The 14163-nt window shown below is 39.9% G+C and carries 18 protein-coding genes and 1 tRNA gene; 16 read left to right on the top strand and 3 right to left on the bottom strand.

The features are described from left to right. The 11 genes from NSQ72_RS13950 (at position 1) to NSQ72_RS13900 (ending at position 6911) form a co-directional block, all read left to right on the top strand. The gene (locus NSQ72_RS13950) at positions 1-1206 is read left to right on the top strand and encodes a hypothetical protein (protein ID WP_126682239.1); all 1206 of its coding nucleotides are present in this window, start codon (positions 1-3) and stop codon (positions 1204-1206) included. A gap of 230 nt (positions 1207-1436) precedes the next feature. Continuing rightward, positions 1437-2753 carry a hypothetical protein gene (locus NSQ72_RS13945; RefSeq protein ID WP_247543660.1) on the top strand — a complete coding sequence of 439 codons (1317 nt, stop codon included), beginning with the start codon at positions 1437-1439 and terminating at the stop codon, positions 2751-2753. Between the two features lie 13 nt (positions 2754-2766). Next, positions 2767-3087 (top strand): hypothetical protein, encoded by a 321-nt coding sequence (locus NSQ72_RS13940; protein WP_126682237.1) that lies wholly within the window; start codon positions 2767-2769, stop codon positions 3085-3087. Further along, a complete protein-coding gene (locus tag NSQ72_RS13935) occupies positions 3084-3227 on the top strand; it encodes an XkdX family protein (protein ID WP_034624530.1) in 144 nt (47 codons plus the stop codon). Before NSQ72_RS13940 ends, NSQ72_RS13935 begins: the two co-directional genes overlap by 4 nt. Positions 3228-3329: 102 nt before the next feature. Continuing rightward, a complete protein-coding gene (locus NSQ72_RS13930) occupies positions 3330-4742 on the top strand; it encodes a pyocin knob domain-containing protein (protein ID WP_341084314.1) in 1413 nt (470 codons plus the stop codon). Further along, complete coding sequence (locus tag NSQ72_RS13925) at positions 4739-5092, top strand: hypothetical protein (RefSeq protein WP_445285746.1); 354 nt, start codon at positions 4739-4741, stop codon at positions 5090-5092. The genes NSQ72_RS13930 and NSQ72_RS13925 overlap by 4 nt, the downstream gene beginning before the upstream one ends. Beyond that, complete coding sequence (locus tag NSQ72_RS13920; RefSeq protein WP_224929347.1) at positions 5093-5239, top strand: XkdX family protein; 147 nt, start codon at positions 5093-5095, stop codon at positions 5237-5239. Positions 5240-5295: 56 nt separating this feature from the next. Then, entirely contained in the window at positions 5296-5508 is a 213-nt protein-coding gene (locus NSQ72_RS13915) for a BhlA/UviB family holin-like peptide (RefSeq protein WP_008344062.1), read from the top strand. 11 nt (positions 5509-5519) lie between these two features. Beyond that, on the top strand, positions 5520-5783 hold the full coding sequence (locus NSQ72_RS13910) for a phage holin (RefSeq protein ID WP_341084309.1): 264 nt from the start codon (positions 5520-5522) through the stop codon (positions 5781-5783). Between the two features lie 19 nt (positions 5784-5802). Beyond that, the gene (locus NSQ72_RS13905; protein WP_341084308.1) at positions 5803-6606 is read left to right on the top strand and encodes a peptidoglycan recognition protein family protein; all 804 of its coding nucleotides are present in this window, start codon (positions 5803-5805) and stop codon (positions 6604-6606) included. A 116-nt stretch (positions 6607-6722) separates the two neighbouring features. Then, positions 6723-6911, top strand: a complete 189-nt coding sequence (locus NSQ72_RS13900; RefSeq protein WP_341084307.1) for a hypothetical protein — start codon at positions 6723-6725, stop codon at positions 6909-6911. Between the two features lie 53 nt (positions 6912-6964). On the opposite strand, the gene NSQ72_RS13895 is transcribed toward NSQ72_RS13900, so the two are convergent. Together NSQ72_RS13895 and cudC are read right to left on the bottom strand one after the other, a co-directional pair. Beyond that, positions 6965-7037 (bottom strand) — tRNA-Ala (locus tag NSQ72_RS13895). A gap of 72 nt (positions 7038-7109) precedes the next feature. Next, the gene (cudC, locus tag NSQ72_RS13890; protein ID WP_059376350.1) at positions 7110-7667 is read right to left on the bottom strand and encodes a choline uptake/conversion transcriptional regulator CudC; all 558 of its coding nucleotides are present in this window, start codon (positions 7665-7667) and stop codon (positions 7110-7112) included. Positions 7668-7874: 207 nt separating this feature from the next. Here cudC and betB point away from each other — a divergent pair, with 207 nt between their 5' ends. Both betB and NSQ72_RS13880 read left to right on the top strand, forming a co-directional pair. After that, positions 7875-9344 (top strand): betaine-aldehyde dehydrogenase, encoded by a 1470-nt coding sequence (gene betB / locus NSQ72_RS13885; RefSeq protein ID WP_144491466.1) that lies wholly within the window; start codon positions 7875-7877, stop codon positions 9342-9344. A gap of 27 nt (positions 9345-9371) precedes the next feature. Continuing rightward, the gene (locus tag NSQ72_RS13880) at positions 9372-10580 is read left to right on the top strand and encodes an iron-containing alcohol dehydrogenase (protein WP_341084304.1); all 1209 of its coding nucleotides are present in this window, start codon (positions 9372-9374) and stop codon (positions 10578-10580) included. A gap of 40 nt (positions 10581-10620) precedes the next feature. On the opposite strand, the gene NSQ72_RS13875 is transcribed toward NSQ72_RS13880, so the two are convergent. Continuing rightward, a complete protein-coding gene (locus NSQ72_RS13875) occupies positions 10621-11100 on the bottom strand; it encodes a DinB family protein (protein ID WP_180272435.1) in 480 nt (159 codons plus the stop codon). Positions 11101-11307: 207 nt separating this feature from the next. On the opposite strand from NSQ72_RS13875, the gene NSQ72_RS13870 reads away from it, so the two are divergent. The 3 genes from NSQ72_RS13870 (at position 11308) to NSQ72_RS13860 (ending at position 14109) form a co-directional block, all read left to right on the top strand. Further along, positions 11308-11838: a hypothetical protein gene (locus NSQ72_RS13870; RefSeq protein ID WP_059376341.1), complete on the top strand. Its 531-nt coding sequence runs from the start codon at positions 11308-11310 to the stop codon at positions 11836-11838. A gap of 11 nt (positions 11839-11849) precedes the next feature. After that, complete coding sequence (locus tag NSQ72_RS13865; protein WP_039180936.1) at positions 11850-13397, top strand: flotillin family protein; 1548 nt, start codon at positions 11850-11852, stop codon at positions 13395-13397. Positions 13398-13554: 157 nt separating this feature from the next. Continuing rightward, a complete protein-coding gene (locus tag NSQ72_RS13860; RefSeq protein ID WP_151284635.1) occupies positions 13555-14109 on the top strand; it encodes a GNAT family N-acetyltransferase in 555 nt (184 codons plus the stop codon). The last annotated feature ends 54 nt before the right edge of the window (positions 14110-14163 follow it).

The raw sequence follows: 14163 nt of genomic DNA, 5'->3' as shown, positions 1-14163 counted from the left end.
ATGGAGATTAAGACACCACGCACTTTTAAAACAACTGATAAAGCCCATGCTGATCTATTTAATGACATGGTTGAGGCCTTTCTTGACAATGATGTGGGTCTATTAGAAGCAATCAATCAACATATGAAAGATATAAATCCACATGCATCTGAAGCAGAAAAGAAGAAATGGAACGATTCTCAGAGCTATAAGATTACAGCGGATAATGGAAGTCAGTTAATTAATGTGCCAGCTGATACTAAGATTTTTGATGCGATAAAAGGGAAAGGAACGTGTACTTTTTACGCAGCTTCTGGAGTAGAAGATTCCCCAGCAAATATTTCATTGAGAGGATTACAGACAGTAGGTCAAGATAACATTGGTACTGGCTTTGCTGTAGATATTGCTGGTAATGCTTATAGTTTTTACTATAATGCTGCAGATACCGCTATTAACTGGACAAAGCTCCCTTCAAATGCTGAAAGAAATAAATGGAATGATGGACAATTATCTAAGATCACCTCAGATAATGGAGGGGTGATTCTATCTGTTTCTGATGGTGAAGATTTACTCGAAAAGGTTGTTTCTTTAGGCCCGAAGCATGGTACATTTTATGCCACAGGTAAAGCATTAAACAGCCCAACAATAAGATCTTGTCGTGGTATGTTTCATTTTACTTCTCAAGATAGTAATGGAAAAGGTACATTTGGATGGGTCATAGCAATAGATTATAACAATTACATGTATACAAACTATCTTGATTTAAATTTGGGGTGGCAAGGCTGGAAACGTGTTTTAACAAAGGAGGATATGGATAATACTTCTTTTGTTGATACGTATGATCTCGATAATTCTTCTGTATCAGCCGTTGAAAACGTTCCAACAAAACTGAATTTTGGTGATACAAGATCAGACGATTTAGGAGAGTATAATCGTTCGCGCGCTGAAATTACACTGAAAAACAATGGTCTGTATTTAATTAGGCTTTATCTTAATAGCAATAACATTCCTGTTGGATCAGATAGCATTTTGTCATGTTATGTGAATGGTACAGAATTTCAACGATTAGGTAATTGGAATCCTGTTATCTCATCAAGTATATGTGTATTGTACCTTCAACAAAAGTTTAAAGCAGGAGACAAATTAACATTTTATATTACACCCAAAAACACTGGGAGAACCATTACGGTAAATAGAGCTTATGTTACCTTGTCACAGCTAAGATAGGATTGAAAGTGTGTGAACAAATCGGAGGTAGCTGTCGTTCAAAACTTAATGACACAAGGTCCACTGGATTCTGTTTTATGTGCATAATACAACAAAGGAACGAGAACATAAGTTCAATGCATAACATCGTCTAAATAATAATAGTTTTTTGAAAGGAGAAAAAGATCATAAAAACACCTCAACCTTTTAGGACGAGCGATAAGGCTCATGCAGATCTCTTTAACAATCTAGTGAATATTTTGATTGAAAATGATCAGGAACTATTAGAACAATTCAACCTTCATACGGGAGATACAAACCCTCACGTCTCTGGTTCAGAAAAGAAGAAATGGAATGAATCACAGCTATATAAACTAACAAATGATAACGGGTCCCAATTGATTAATATCCCTGCTGGTGGCAGTATCTATGAGGAAATTAAAGCGCTAGGTGCTTGCTCATTCTATGCCCCAGGAGGTTCTGGAGTAGTTGATTCTCCTGCTGTTGGAAATGCGGCATTAAGAGGCTTTCAATTTGTAGGCCAAAATAATATTGGAGTAGGAATTGCAATTGACACATCAGGCAACTCATTTTGTTTTTCCTATCATGTAAAAGACATTGGAATCAACTGGGTGCAAATGCCGACTCAAAATGAGAAAAACAAATGGGATGCGGGACAATTATCTAAAATCACTGCTGATGATGGAAAAGCTTTTGAAAGAATTAATGCAGATGATCCTAGTATTTTAGATAAATTGATAAAATTGCCTGGAGTTCACTCATGGTACATCCATGAAGCACATCCAGATCTTCCGACAAGAAGTTCCATGAGGGCTTTGTCTGTTTTTAGTGAAAATACCTACGGCTGGGTCATCGGTGCAAACAATACAGGAGATGTCTATATTAACCGTTCTACAACTGATGTAACAGGTACCCAACAAGAGTGGAGCGGGTGGAAACGTCTCAATGACCATAACCTATTAAACTCAAAGGGATTAAGACTTTCAATGCCAATAGGTACCGATATTTTAACGCTGCCATCCGGATTTTACTTTGCTGTTGGATCTAATGTTTTAAATATGCCTGTCGATAATGATTCTTCTTGGTTTAATATCGATATCTTAGAAACTGTAAATGGTAGAAAGACTATTCATATCATTAGAAGTTATGACAACACTCATTGGTTTGGTACTGTTCATACTGACGGTGTTTTCAAAGGGTGGAAAAAAATAGTAACTGATGCTGATTTTGAAAGTGTCAAGTGGCTAGATGTCACATTAGATAATGGTTCTTCTATTGGTGACAGACCAGTTCAATATGTTAAATGGGGAAACTTATTATTGTTGAGAGGTCATCTAGTAGCGAATAGAGAAGTTATTTGTGGTAAAATTCCAATTAATGGATTACCTGATAAAGGCATAGTAGTATCAGTACCAGTATCGGGTACAACCGGTCATAGTAAATTATATATATATAAGACAGGAGAGCTAAAATTAACCGGTTTACATGCAGTGAATAACAGTGCAGTAACTGGATACTATTTAGACACAGTCGTCCCATTAAATTAAGGAAGTGATAAAGATGATACAAGCCTATGAATACAATCATCAAAATGAATTGGTCAGACCTATCGAAGTGTTCGAAAGGGATGATGAAGGTAATTATGTCATTCCAGATCAATGCACAACAATTGCTCCACCCAATAATCCTTCTTTTTATAAAGCTGCTTTTGATGTGGAAAAACAACAATGGTATGAATCAGCGACACAGGAGTATATAGATAGCCTAAAACCAGCCCCTCTCCCGCCAAATGATATAGAGCTTTTGAAAAAACAAAATGCTTTGTTATCAAAACAATTAACGCAGCTATTTGCTATTTTTAAAGGAGCTGAATCAGAATGATGTTTCCGACTGTAGCAGATATCAAACAATTTTGGGACTGGCAATGTTACGGCCCAGAGGACATTGCATTTTATGTAAGCATTGGCTGGATTTCGGCAGATGACTATCAAGACATAACAGGAGACAAATACGAAGCCTAATGGCTTTATTTTTTTGCCGGAAAAAAGGTGATTCCGATGGCGTTAAAAAACTAATAAATCATAAATTATTCTCAATCTCATTGAAACAAAGGAGAGAACAAATTGGATATAAAAACTCCTCGTTCTTTTGAAACGAGTGATAAAGCTCATGCTGATCTATTCAACGATATGTTGAAAACATTGCTTTATAACGACACTGGTATATCAGAACAATTAACTCTTCATATCGATGATTCTAGCCAACACTCTTCAGAAGTAGAAAAAAAGAAATGGAATGAGTCGCAGCTGTATAAAATTACAGGAGATAATGGAGTACAACTTTTAAATATTCCTGTCGGCTCAAAAATTTATGACTCAATTAAAGACAAAGGGACATGTACATTTTATGCGCCCAGTGGAATAGAGGATAGCCCTTCACAATTCGCCATTAGAGGGATACAGACAGTGGGACAAAATAACATTGGAACAGGTTTTGCGATAGATACATCAGGCAATGCATATTACTTCTACTATAATTCTAGCCATTTATCTATCACTTGGACTCAAATTCCGACAGCAGCTGAAAAAGATAAATGGAACAACAGTCAGCTTCATAAAATAACAAGGGATAACGGTCAACCCTTTTATAAAGGTACAAGTGAGACCACCGACTATAACGAAATTACGGAAACAGGAATGTATCTCGTTTATAATGCAGGTCTAAATGGTCCAAAAGAGATCAAAAGGGCGTTTATGATTGTTATCAGTTATGGGAATACCCTGCTACAAGCTATCTATGATGCAGTCAATGGTCTGAACTCTTTTTATAGAATCAGGAAGACTGACTATACATGGACTGAATGGGAAAGGCAGCTCACAGTTAAAGATTTAAATGCTATTCAAGCATTTCCTATTACCAATCCAGATGGTTTTGGAAAATTTCACATAATCAATTCTGTTGATTTTCATGACATACTACCTCGTTATAAAGGTTTTGTTCATTTCACCTCAGACACATCAGCTATTAACGGACCAGGTGTTGCTTTACGAGGGGTTTGGGTATGTAATAGTGCAGGAAACTACGGTTCTATTATTGCTTTTGATAATCTCGGCCGAACATGGCGAAAAACAGTTGTAAATAGCGTATGGTCAAAATGGGAACGTTTGTTAACCAGCGCAGAGCAAATAGAATGGAAATCCCCGACAACAATAATAAACGGATGGAAACAATACGGCACTCAAAAAGTGCAATTTTATAAGAATCCATTTGGAGAGGTAGAGTTAATTGGTTCTATTACAGGGGGGACTATCGGTTTTGAAGTACCTGTTTTTACATTGCCAAGTGGTTATCGTCCTATACAGGGAATGCATTTCATAGGGGTAGCATCTAGTATCGGTGCTGGTTCAACACCACAAACACACAGGACACATATTGATACTGATGGTAATGTGTATATACAAAGTGTCTCCAATTCAACAAACCCAAATGAATTTATTACTTTCGGCTTTAAATTCATGGCGGCACAGGAGGGATGAAAGTGAACTGGATATATAAATACGACGGAAAATTCAATTACCTTCCAGGGGAAGAAATAGAAATTGAAGAGGATGCAGACATCCCAAAAGGATATACAAATGTAAGACCTCAAGATGGTTTGTACAAAGGTAAATACAATGAAACGAAAAGAGCATGGTATGAGTCGGCAACACAGGAATACATTGATAGCTTGCAGCCAAAACCGCTGCCACCATCAGAAATTGATCTATTAAAACAGCAAAATGCTGATCTGCTTCAGCAGCTGTCAGAGTCAGAAAAGAAAGTAGAAGAACAATCAAAAACAATATCAGAGCTTATCATGTTGCTGAATGAAAAGGGGGTCATTTAATTGGATTGGTTCCGTAGTATTTCATTGTTCTATCAATGGAAGTGTTATGAAAATGAAGATGTAGCAAAATTTGTTCGTTTTGAGAAGATTACGCCGAAACAATACAAAGAAATAACAAGAGAAGAATATCCAACAAACGCTGAATAGGCGTTTTTATTTTGCCTTCTTTAAAGATGGGCAAAGTGAGGGAGTAGGTGAGTGCAGTGGAAATGGATTTGACTCAATATTTAATGACACAAGGACCGTTTGCGGTGTTGTTTTGTTGGGTGCTGTTTTACGTATTAAACACAACAAAGGAACGAGAAAACAAGCTCAATGAGCAAATCGAGGCGCAAAATGATGTACTAGCAAAGTTTAGTGAAAAGTATGACGTCGTGATCGACAAACTCGACAAAATAGAACGAAATTTAAAATAGGAGGAAAGATCATGAAAACATCCGACAAAGGCACTGTGATTCGCACAGTGCTTCTTTTTATTGCTCTGATCAATCAAACGCTTGTCATGTTTGGACAGACGGTGCTGCCGATTAGTGAGGAGCAAGTAAAAACCGCAGGTGAAGCACTTTATGTGGCAGGTTCTACAATTTTTACTATGGTCACAGCGGTTATCGCTTGGTTTAAAAACAATTATGTGACCTACAAAGGACAATTACAAAAAGATGCTCTGAAACAAAGAGGGCTAACAAAATAATACTTGAAGGAGAAACGACATGGTGAAAATCATTCAAGCATTGATCCCAAAACAACATCGCAACAGACCAGGAAACACGATGAAGCCGCTCTATATTACAGTGCATAATACGTCAAACAGTGCAAAAGGTGCTAATGCGGCCAGTCATGCAGCGTTTGTTGCACGTTCAAGTACCGGTGTCAGCTGGCATTACACTGTAGATGATCAGGTGATTTATCAGCATTTACCGTTAAACGAAAACGGCTGGCATGCAGGGGATGGCAGAGGCACCGGCAATATGAAGTCAATTGGAATTGAAATTTGTGAAAATGCAGACGGTAACTTTGAACAAGCAGTCGAAAATGCCCAATGGCTCATTCGCAAGCTGATAGGAGATTTGGGTATTCCTTTATCAAATGTAGTGCCTCATAAACATTGGAGCGGGAAAGAGTGTCCAAGGAAACTTCTCGGACGATGGGATCAGTTTAAAGCTGGCATAGCCACAGCACATACCGGCAGCAAAAGCACAAGAAAACCAGTTCAGGCAGAAAGCTTGAGCCACAAAGCACCCGCTTCCAAACAGAAATCGTCAAACCTGCCGTCTGGCATTTTAAAAGTCACCAAGCCCTTAACAAAAGGCCCTCAAGTCACAGCCGTGCAAAAAGCCTTATCATCCCTCTATTTTTACCCAGACAAAGGGGCAAAAAACAACGGGATTGATGGCTATTATGGACCGAAAACAGCGAATGCAGTCAAGCGGTTCCAGCTTATGAACGGCTTAACAGCAGACGGAATTTACGGACCGAAGACGAAGAACAAAATCGAACAATTGCTGAAGAAGTGATGATCTATAAAAAGTGCTATCAGCAAGTGAGGAAATGCTTCCTTGCTGATAGCTAACAAAAAATGACATCATGTGTGATACAATCAACCAAATCACTATCATGAGAGGAGAGAAAAATGAAAAAAGAACTGTTCCAGATCATCATGCTGTCAGCGTTACTCATCTATTTCATTTATCACGGAATGACGAGCGATTTTCCTGTGTCCTATACAATCATTCTCATCCTAACTTATCTCTCTGTGATTACATACCGCATCATAAAGTTATTAAGACTAAGAAAAAACAAAGAACAAACAGAGCTGTAGAAGATATGTACATAAAAAAACCATCCTTGATTTCTCAAGAATGGTTTTTCGTATGGAGCATAGCGGGATCGAACCGCTGACCTCTACGCTGCCAGCGTAGCGCTCTCCCAGCTGAGCTAATGCCCCGAGGTATGACGACATAATTTATTATAATCAATCCTCCTGTGAAATTCAAGCTGTAAAATGTAAACACAATGTCTATTTTTCCTTCTGCTCAATTGGAATATAGTCAAAGATTTCGCCAGAATGAACAGAATGGGCTAATCGTCTCAGCCAGTCATAATAGGCTTTTGAGCTTTCAAGCTGCTCAATGAGCTGCTGCGCTTCCACTCTTACATGTTCCTCCAGCTGATCATTATGCGCCACCTCTTGAAGCTGCTCCTGCGCTTCTTCAATTGCTGTTAAATTGACCTCAACCTCTCGTTCCCATTTTTGCGGAAAAAAGTTTGTGAAAAACTTAAAAAAGTCTTTTTCAGCAACAAAGCTGTGTTTTCTTCGGCCTCTGTGAAACGTCTTTTTGACAATATTCATGTCTTGCAGCTTTTTCACACCCGTACTCATACTCGGCTTACTCATTTGCAGTTCTTCACGCATTTCATCGAGTGTCATTTCCTCGTTTAAATACATCGTCCCATATAGAATACCTGCACTTCGTGTAATGCCATAAAGATCCATCGTTTCAGCTATGGAATCAATGACTAGATCTTTAGCAGCTAAAATACGATCTTCTGCTTGCGGCTGTTCCTGCTTTTTCATTTTGTCCCTGCTTTCTATTAAGAGAATTCAATACGTTCAAAAAAATCTTTATGGACTATATGTTAACGAAAGAATACAAAAAGTCAAAATAAATGAAGCATATCTCCCCTTTGACAGAAAAATTTGAACATGATAAGTTAATTATGTTCAAAACGTTAAATTTTTATTTAACAAACTTACCAAAGAGAATCAGAGGAGGTTCCTTCTATGAGTCAAACACTATTTATAGACGGACAATGGGTTGGCGCTAAAAGTAGCGACACGCGGGATATCATCAATCCGTTCAATCAAGAAGTGATCGCGACAGTCAGCGAAGGATCTAGAAATGACGCGCAGCTAGCCATTAAAGCAGCGAGAAAAGCCTTCGATCAAGGGGACTGGGCAAATCTTTCTGGACTTGAAAGAGGAAATATTGTGTTTAAGATAGCTGAATTGATTAGACGTGATCTTGATGAACTAGCCAAATTGGAATCGCTTGATACAGGGAAAACATTAGAGGAAAGCAAGGCAGATATGGATGATATTGCGAACGTGTTCCAATATTACGCAGGTCTGGCTGATAAAGATGGCGGGGAAATCATTGCATCGCCAATTCCAAACTCGAAAAGTGAATTAATCAGAGAGCCTGTCGGTGTATGCGGACAAATCACTCCTTGGAACTATCCATTGCTTCAAGCAAGCTGGAAAATCGCGCCGGCTCTTGCGGCGGGAAATACAATCGTTCTAAAGCCAAGTGAAATCACACCACTCACCACGATAAAAGTATTTAAACTCATGGAAGAAGCGGGCGTTCCGGCAGGCGTTGCAAACCTAGTGCTTGGACCTGGGGCAACGGTTGGAGACGAGCTTGCTGTGAATGATCAAGTAGATCTGATTTCATTTACAGGCGGTATTGATACAGGGAAGAAAATTATGCAGGGAGCCAGCGGTAATGTGAAAAAAATAGCCCTTGAGCTTGGCGGAAAGAATCCAAATATTGTGTTTCAAGATGCTGATTTAGACGTAGCGGTTGACCAGGCAATGAATGCTGTGTTTTTCCATGCAGGGCAAGTGTGTTCAGCAGGGTCACGTTTGCTGGTGGAAGAATCCATTCATGATGAATTTTTAGAAGAACTGGTGAAGCGTACGAAAAAAATCAAGCTAGGCAACGGCTTTGATGAAGACACCCAGAGCGGGCCGCTCATCTCAGCTGAGCATCGAGAAAAAGTAGAAAAATACGTCAGCATCGGTTTAGAAGAAGGCGCTAAGTTAGAGACAGGTGGAAAAAGACCTGACGCAGAGGAGCTGCAAAATGGGTTCTTCTACTTGCCGACCATTTTCTCAGGCTGCACGTCAGATATGCGGATTGTGCAAGAAGAAGTCTTTGGACCTGTCCTGACAGTCGAATCCTTCCATACAGAGGAAGAAGTCATCAAGCTGGCAAATGATACGATTTATGGATTAGCAGGAGCTGTGTGGTCTTCTGATATCAGCAAAGCCGAAAGAGTGGCTCGGCAATTAAGATTAGGCACGGTTTGGATCAATGATTTCCATCCTTATTTTGCTCAAGCACCGTGGGGTGGCTACAAGCAATCAGGCATTGGGCGTGAATTAGGACGCACGGGACTTGAAGAATATACCGAGCTGAAGCATTTATATCGAAATACAAAACCTGAAGCAGTTCATTGGTTTAAATAAAAATTACGCATTTGGAGGAGATTCTATATGACACTAAATATGAAAATTGAAAGCATGCAGAAATTCCATACATTTGAAATTCCGACTGTCATCAAACACGGCATTGGTGCAGTGAAACATGTCGGGGAAGAAGTAAAAGCATACGGCGTTTCAAAGGTATTGCTTGTAACAGACCCCGGCATTTATCAAGCGGGCGTGGTGGACCCCGTAATTGCTTCATTAAAAGAAGTGCAAATTGATGTTGTTCTATTTAATAAAGTAGAGCCAAATCCGCCAGTCCGTCTAGTGAACGAAGGATCTGCTTTATATGAAAAAGAAGGCTGTAATGGATTAGTCGCAGTAGGCGGCGGCAGCTCAATGGATACAGCCAAGGCAATTGGAGTAGAGGCGACTCATGAAGGCTCAGTTCTTGATTACGAAGCGGCAGAGGGGAAAAAACCGCTTGAAAACAGAATCCCGCCTTTAACCACTATTCCGACAACAGCTGGTACAGGTTCAGAAGTGACGCAATGGGCAGTCATTACTGATGAAGAAAGAGAATTCAAATTCAATACAGGTGGTCCTCTTATTGCAGCTCATCTTACAGTGATTGACCCAGAGCTTCATGTATCCATGCCGCCTCATGTGACAGCAATGACTGGAATTGACGCGCTTGCTCACGCGATTGAATGCTATACGATGAAATTTGCTCAGCCGATTACAGATGCGGTAGCACTCATGGCCATTGAATATGCAGCTCATTATATTCGCCGTGCCTTTGCTGATGGTGAGGACTTGGAAGCCAGATATGGAATGGCACAAGCTGCGATGCTTGCCGGGCTTTCTTATGGAAGTGAATCAGCTGGCGCTGCACATGCGATGAGCCAAACACTCGGAGGCATTATTCCTGTCGCGCACGGTCAGTGTGTTGCAGCGATGATGGGACCAGTGATGGAATATAACTGGAAAGGGTATCCGGAAAAATTCGCACGAATTGCGCAAGCGTTTGGGGTTGATACAAGCAGAATGACAACAGAGGAAGCAGCCAAAGCAGCCGTGAACTGGATGTATGATTTAGTAGAAGATTTAGAAATTCCTTCATTAGAAGAACAAGGTGTATCAAAAGATATGATTGACCGTTTATCTAAAGAAGCGATGAAAGATCCGCAAACAGTTGGAAACCCAAGAGATCTAAACGAAAAAGCGTACAAATGGATTTATGCGCGCTGCTTTGAGTTAACACCTAAAACAGTGTAACAATGAAAAAAGGCTCCCTAAAGGGAGTCCTTTTTATGTTTTATAGTTGTTCTTTAATTTCTTTGATTTGATGAATATGGCGTTTTTCATGTGCGCCGATAAAATCAAGATATTGCTTAAGGGATAGCTCTTTAAACACAGGGTGTGCAATGACGCGTTTGAAATCTTCCTCAGTAAATGTTGATAAAATTTGATTGAGCTGCTCACGAGCTGTATCGAGCTCATCCTTTAAATGTGTAGGTGTCACATGCTTGTGCTCAGGCGCAACAATACTAGGCGCAGTGGCTTTTTTCGAACGATCCTCTGCCATTTCCACCGGCTTTGGTTCATATTCTTTGATCGGTGCTTTTTTCCCCTCAGCAGCTAGATGTTTTGCTGCAACTAGGTCCATTTTCTTTAAATGATCTGCTACCTCTTGAATACTCCAAGTATCATCAGATAATTTTTGGTTCAATTGTTCTTCGCTCAAACCTTGCAGCTCGTGCCACAATTCTTGTCTTGCTTCATGTAATAAACTCATTTTCTTCATCACCTCAAGATCAAATTTTAACATAAGGGTACATGACAATCATTCTTGAGCTATCCGAAAATCCCTTTGAAGAATTGTGATGAAATATGAAACCTTTACAAAAGTGGTTCGTATTACCTGTTACAAGGAATACATTGGAGGTGAGTATGATCTAAATGAAACAACAGATGTTCATTTCATGAAGAAAGGGTGAGGAAGATGGATGTGTTTGGGCTGCCTCTTCAGACGCTGTATTTATACATATTGATGATATCAGGAATCCTGACACTTGTTTTCGTCTTTTTCGGCGATGTATTTGATGGATGGTTTGAAGCGATCCCTGTTCCATTCCTTCAACCAACATTGATCCTCGCATTTCTTACCTTTTTCTCGGCTGGAGGGTTTATCTCTGAAAAAACAGCAATTGTAGGAAGTGGACTTGGCGCAGTATTATCTGCCATCCTCGCAGTGATCCTTGTGACCTGTTTGAATGTATTTGTATTAGTCCCGCTTTCCTCTGCTGAAGAATCTCTCTCTTATACGGAGGCCGATTTAAAAGGAAGAACTGGGGAGATCATTGTATCTGTTCCAAAAGACGGGTTTGGAGAAGTGCTGTTAATCAGTAACAGCGGGAAAATCTCAAAGCCAGCTGTCAGCTTCGACAAAGAGGAGATTCCATATGGAACCCGTGTGCTAGTTGTCGAAGTGAACAAAGGCGTCTTATCTGTTATACCAAATGAAGAAATCTAGGAGGGAATGCTATGCCAGGAACAACTATTTTAGTGATCATTGGAATTGTGCTTGTCATTCTTATTGCACTTATTGGTGTATTTGTTTCTAAATACCGGACAGCAGGTCCAGATGAAGCATTAATCGTGACAGGAAGTTATCTAGGAAGTAAAAATGTCCACGTGGACGAAGGTGGAAACAAGATTAAGATTGTAAGAGGCGGCGGTACCTTTGTCCTTCCAGTCTTTCAACAAGCAGAGCCGCTCAGCTTACTATCTAGCAAGCTAGATGTTTCAACCCCTGAAGTCTATACCGAACAAGGTGTACCGGTCATGGCGGATGGAACGGCCATCATAAAAATTGGTGGATCGATTGAAGAAATTGCTACTGCTGCAGAGCAATTTTTAGGTAAAACAAAAGAAGATCGTGAAAACGAAGCGAGAGAAGTATTAGAAGGTCACCTTCGTTCCATCTTAGGGTCAATGACAGTTGAAGAGATTTATAAAAACAGAGAAAAATTTTCACAAGAAGTACAACGCGTTGCTTCTCAAGATTTAGCGAAAATGGGTCTAGTCATTGTCTCGTTTACGATCAAAGATGTTCGTGATAAAAATGGCTACTTAGAGTCTCTAGGTAAACCAAGAATTGCCCAAGTAAAACGCGATGCAGATATTGCAACAGCTGAAGCAGATAAAGAAACACGGATCAAACGTGCCGAGGCAGATAAAGATGCGAAGAAATCAGAGCTTGAGCGTGCTACTGAAATCGCTGAAGCAGAAAAGATTAATGAATTGAAAAGAGCAGAATTCAGACGTGAACAGGATACAGCGAAAGCAAGTGCTGACCAAGCGTACGATTTAGAAACCGCTCGTAACCGTCAGCACGTAACTGAACAAGAAATGCAAGTCAAAATCATTGAGCGTCAGAAACAAATTGAATTAGAAGAAAAAGAGATTCAGCGTCGTGAACGTCAATATGATTCTGAAGTGAAAAAGAAAGCAGATGCGGACCGTTATGCTGTTGAGCAGTCGGCTGCGGCAGAAAAAGCAAAACGTCTTGCTGAAGCAGATGCGAAGAAATACAGCATTGAAGCAATGGCAAAAGCAGAAGCTGAGAAAGTTCGTATTGACGGGCTTGCCAAAGCGGAAGCGGATCGTGCGAAAGGGGAAACAGAAGCAGAAGTCATTAGACTAAAAGGACTTGCAGAAGCCGAAGCGAAAGAGAAAATTGCGGAAGCATTCGAACAGTATGGTCAGGCAGCGATTCTTGATATGATTGTCAAAATGCTTCCTGAATATGCGAAGCAAGTATCTGCACCACTTTCTAACATTGATAAAATTACTGTTGTGGATACAGGCGGTAACGGTGAAGGCAGCGGTGCCAATAAAGTTACAGGCTATGCCACAAATCTCATGTCTAGTCTTCAAGAGAGTCTGAAAGCATCCTCTGGAATTGATGTGAAAGAAATTATTGAGAACTTTTCTGGCAAAGGCAATGTGAAGCAAAGCATTCAAGAACTGACAAATGAAATCAAACAACCAAGAAAAATCGAAAAAGCTGATGATCAAATAGAACAATAAAATCAAAAGACACCTTCCACCAGAAGGTGTCACTTTTTTATAGAAGAAGATTTAACCATTGAAAGATGTGCTGACAAAACGCTAGTCATTGAATTCTATGTAATAGAAATTTATCATAATGAAGATAAGGTGGAAAAAGCTAAAAGGAGTGGAGCGGATGAAGGTGAGACATGCTGTACATCAAGATATTCCAAAAATCGCCGAGATTCATGTGAAAAGCTGGCAGACGACCTATCAAGGGATTATTTCGCAGGAGTATTTAGATGGTTTAACCATTGAAGAGCGGGAAGAGAGCTGGAGAAGAAGACCGCTTGAAGGCACGTTTGTCGCGGAAGATGAGGATGGCGTTTTTGGTTTTGCTTCTTTCGGAAAACAACGTGACGAACGTTATTCTACATATGATGGAGAGCTATATGCCATCTATTTATTCCAACAGAAACAGAAATCAGGGGCGGGTATTGCTCTAATGGAAAAAGGAGTGGAATATTTAATAGAAAAGGGTTATCAGAATATGCTGCTATGGGTGTTTGAACAAAATTCGGCGAAACAATTTTATCAAAAGCTTCAACCTAGTTTTGTCGTTACCAGCCAGTTCGAGCTGGCTGGCGAGAACCATAATGAAATAGGGTATGGATGGGAGTTGTCTAGATTGAATAACCATGTAAAACGAATTAAATCGTCAGCTTCCAGTAATAATGAGAGAAAAAAGTGAAAAGTACAGCAAGCAACATGTAAGAAATAAACGGTGAAGCTTCTACTTTTCCTT

The organism is Bacillus sp. FSL R5-0659, assembly GCF_038008785.1.
GTDB lineage: Bacteria > Bacillota > Bacilli > Bacillales > Bacillaceae > Bacillus > Bacillus safensis.
This window is presented reverse-complemented; position numbering and strand designations above follow the sequence as displayed.

Coding starts and splice junctions, on each gene's coding strand:
- NSQ72_RS13950 (WP_126682239.1), top strand. CDS start 1: ATGGAGATTAAGACACCACGCACTTTTAAAACAACTGATAAAGCCCAT.
- NSQ72_RS13940 (WP_126682237.1), top strand. CDS start 2,767: ATGATACAAGCCTATGAATACAATCATCAAAATGAATTGGTCAGACCT.
- NSQ72_RS13935 (WP_034624530.1), top strand. CDS start 3,084: ATGATGTTTCCGACTGTAGCAGATATCAAACAATTTTGGGACTGGCAA.
- NSQ72_RS13925 (WP_445285746.1), top strand. CDS start 4,739: ATGAAAGTGAACTGGATATATAAATACGACGGAAAATTCAATTACCTT.
- NSQ72_RS13910 (WP_341084309.1), top strand. CDS start 5,520: ATGAAAACATCCGACAAAGGCACTGTGATTCGCACAGTGCTTCTTTTT.
- NSQ72_RS13905 (WP_341084308.1), top strand. CDS start 5,803: ATGGTGAAAATCATTCAAGCATTGATCCCAAAACAACATCGCAACAGA.
- NSQ72_RS13900 (WP_341084307.1), top strand. CDS start 6,723: ATGAAAAAAGAACTGTTCCAGATCATCATGCTGTCAGCGTTACTCATC.
- cudC (WP_059376350.1), bottom strand. CDS start 7,667: ATGAAAAAGCAGGAACAGCCGCAAGCAGAAGATCGTATTTTAGCTGCT.
- betB (WP_144491466.1), top strand. CDS start 7,875: ATGAGTCAAACACTATTTATAGACGGACAATGGGTTGGCGCTAAAAGT.
- NSQ72_RS13880 (WP_341084304.1), top strand. CDS start 9,372: ATGACACTAAATATGAAAATTGAAAGCATGCAGAAATTCCATACATTT.
- NSQ72_RS13875 (WP_180272435.1), bottom strand. CDS start 11,100: ATGAGTTTATTACATGAAGCAAGACAAGAATTGTGGCACGAGCTGCAA.
- NSQ72_RS13870 (WP_059376341.1), top strand. CDS start 11,308: ATGGATGTGTTTGGGCTGCCTCTTCAGACGCTGTATTTATACATATTG.
- NSQ72_RS13865 (WP_039180936.1), top strand. CDS start 11,850: ATGCCAGGAACAACTATTTTAGTGATCATTGGAATTGTGCTTGTCATT.
- NSQ72_RS13860 (WP_151284635.1), top strand. CDS start 13,555: ATGAAGGTGAGACATGCTGTACATCAAGATATTCCAAAAATCGCCGAG.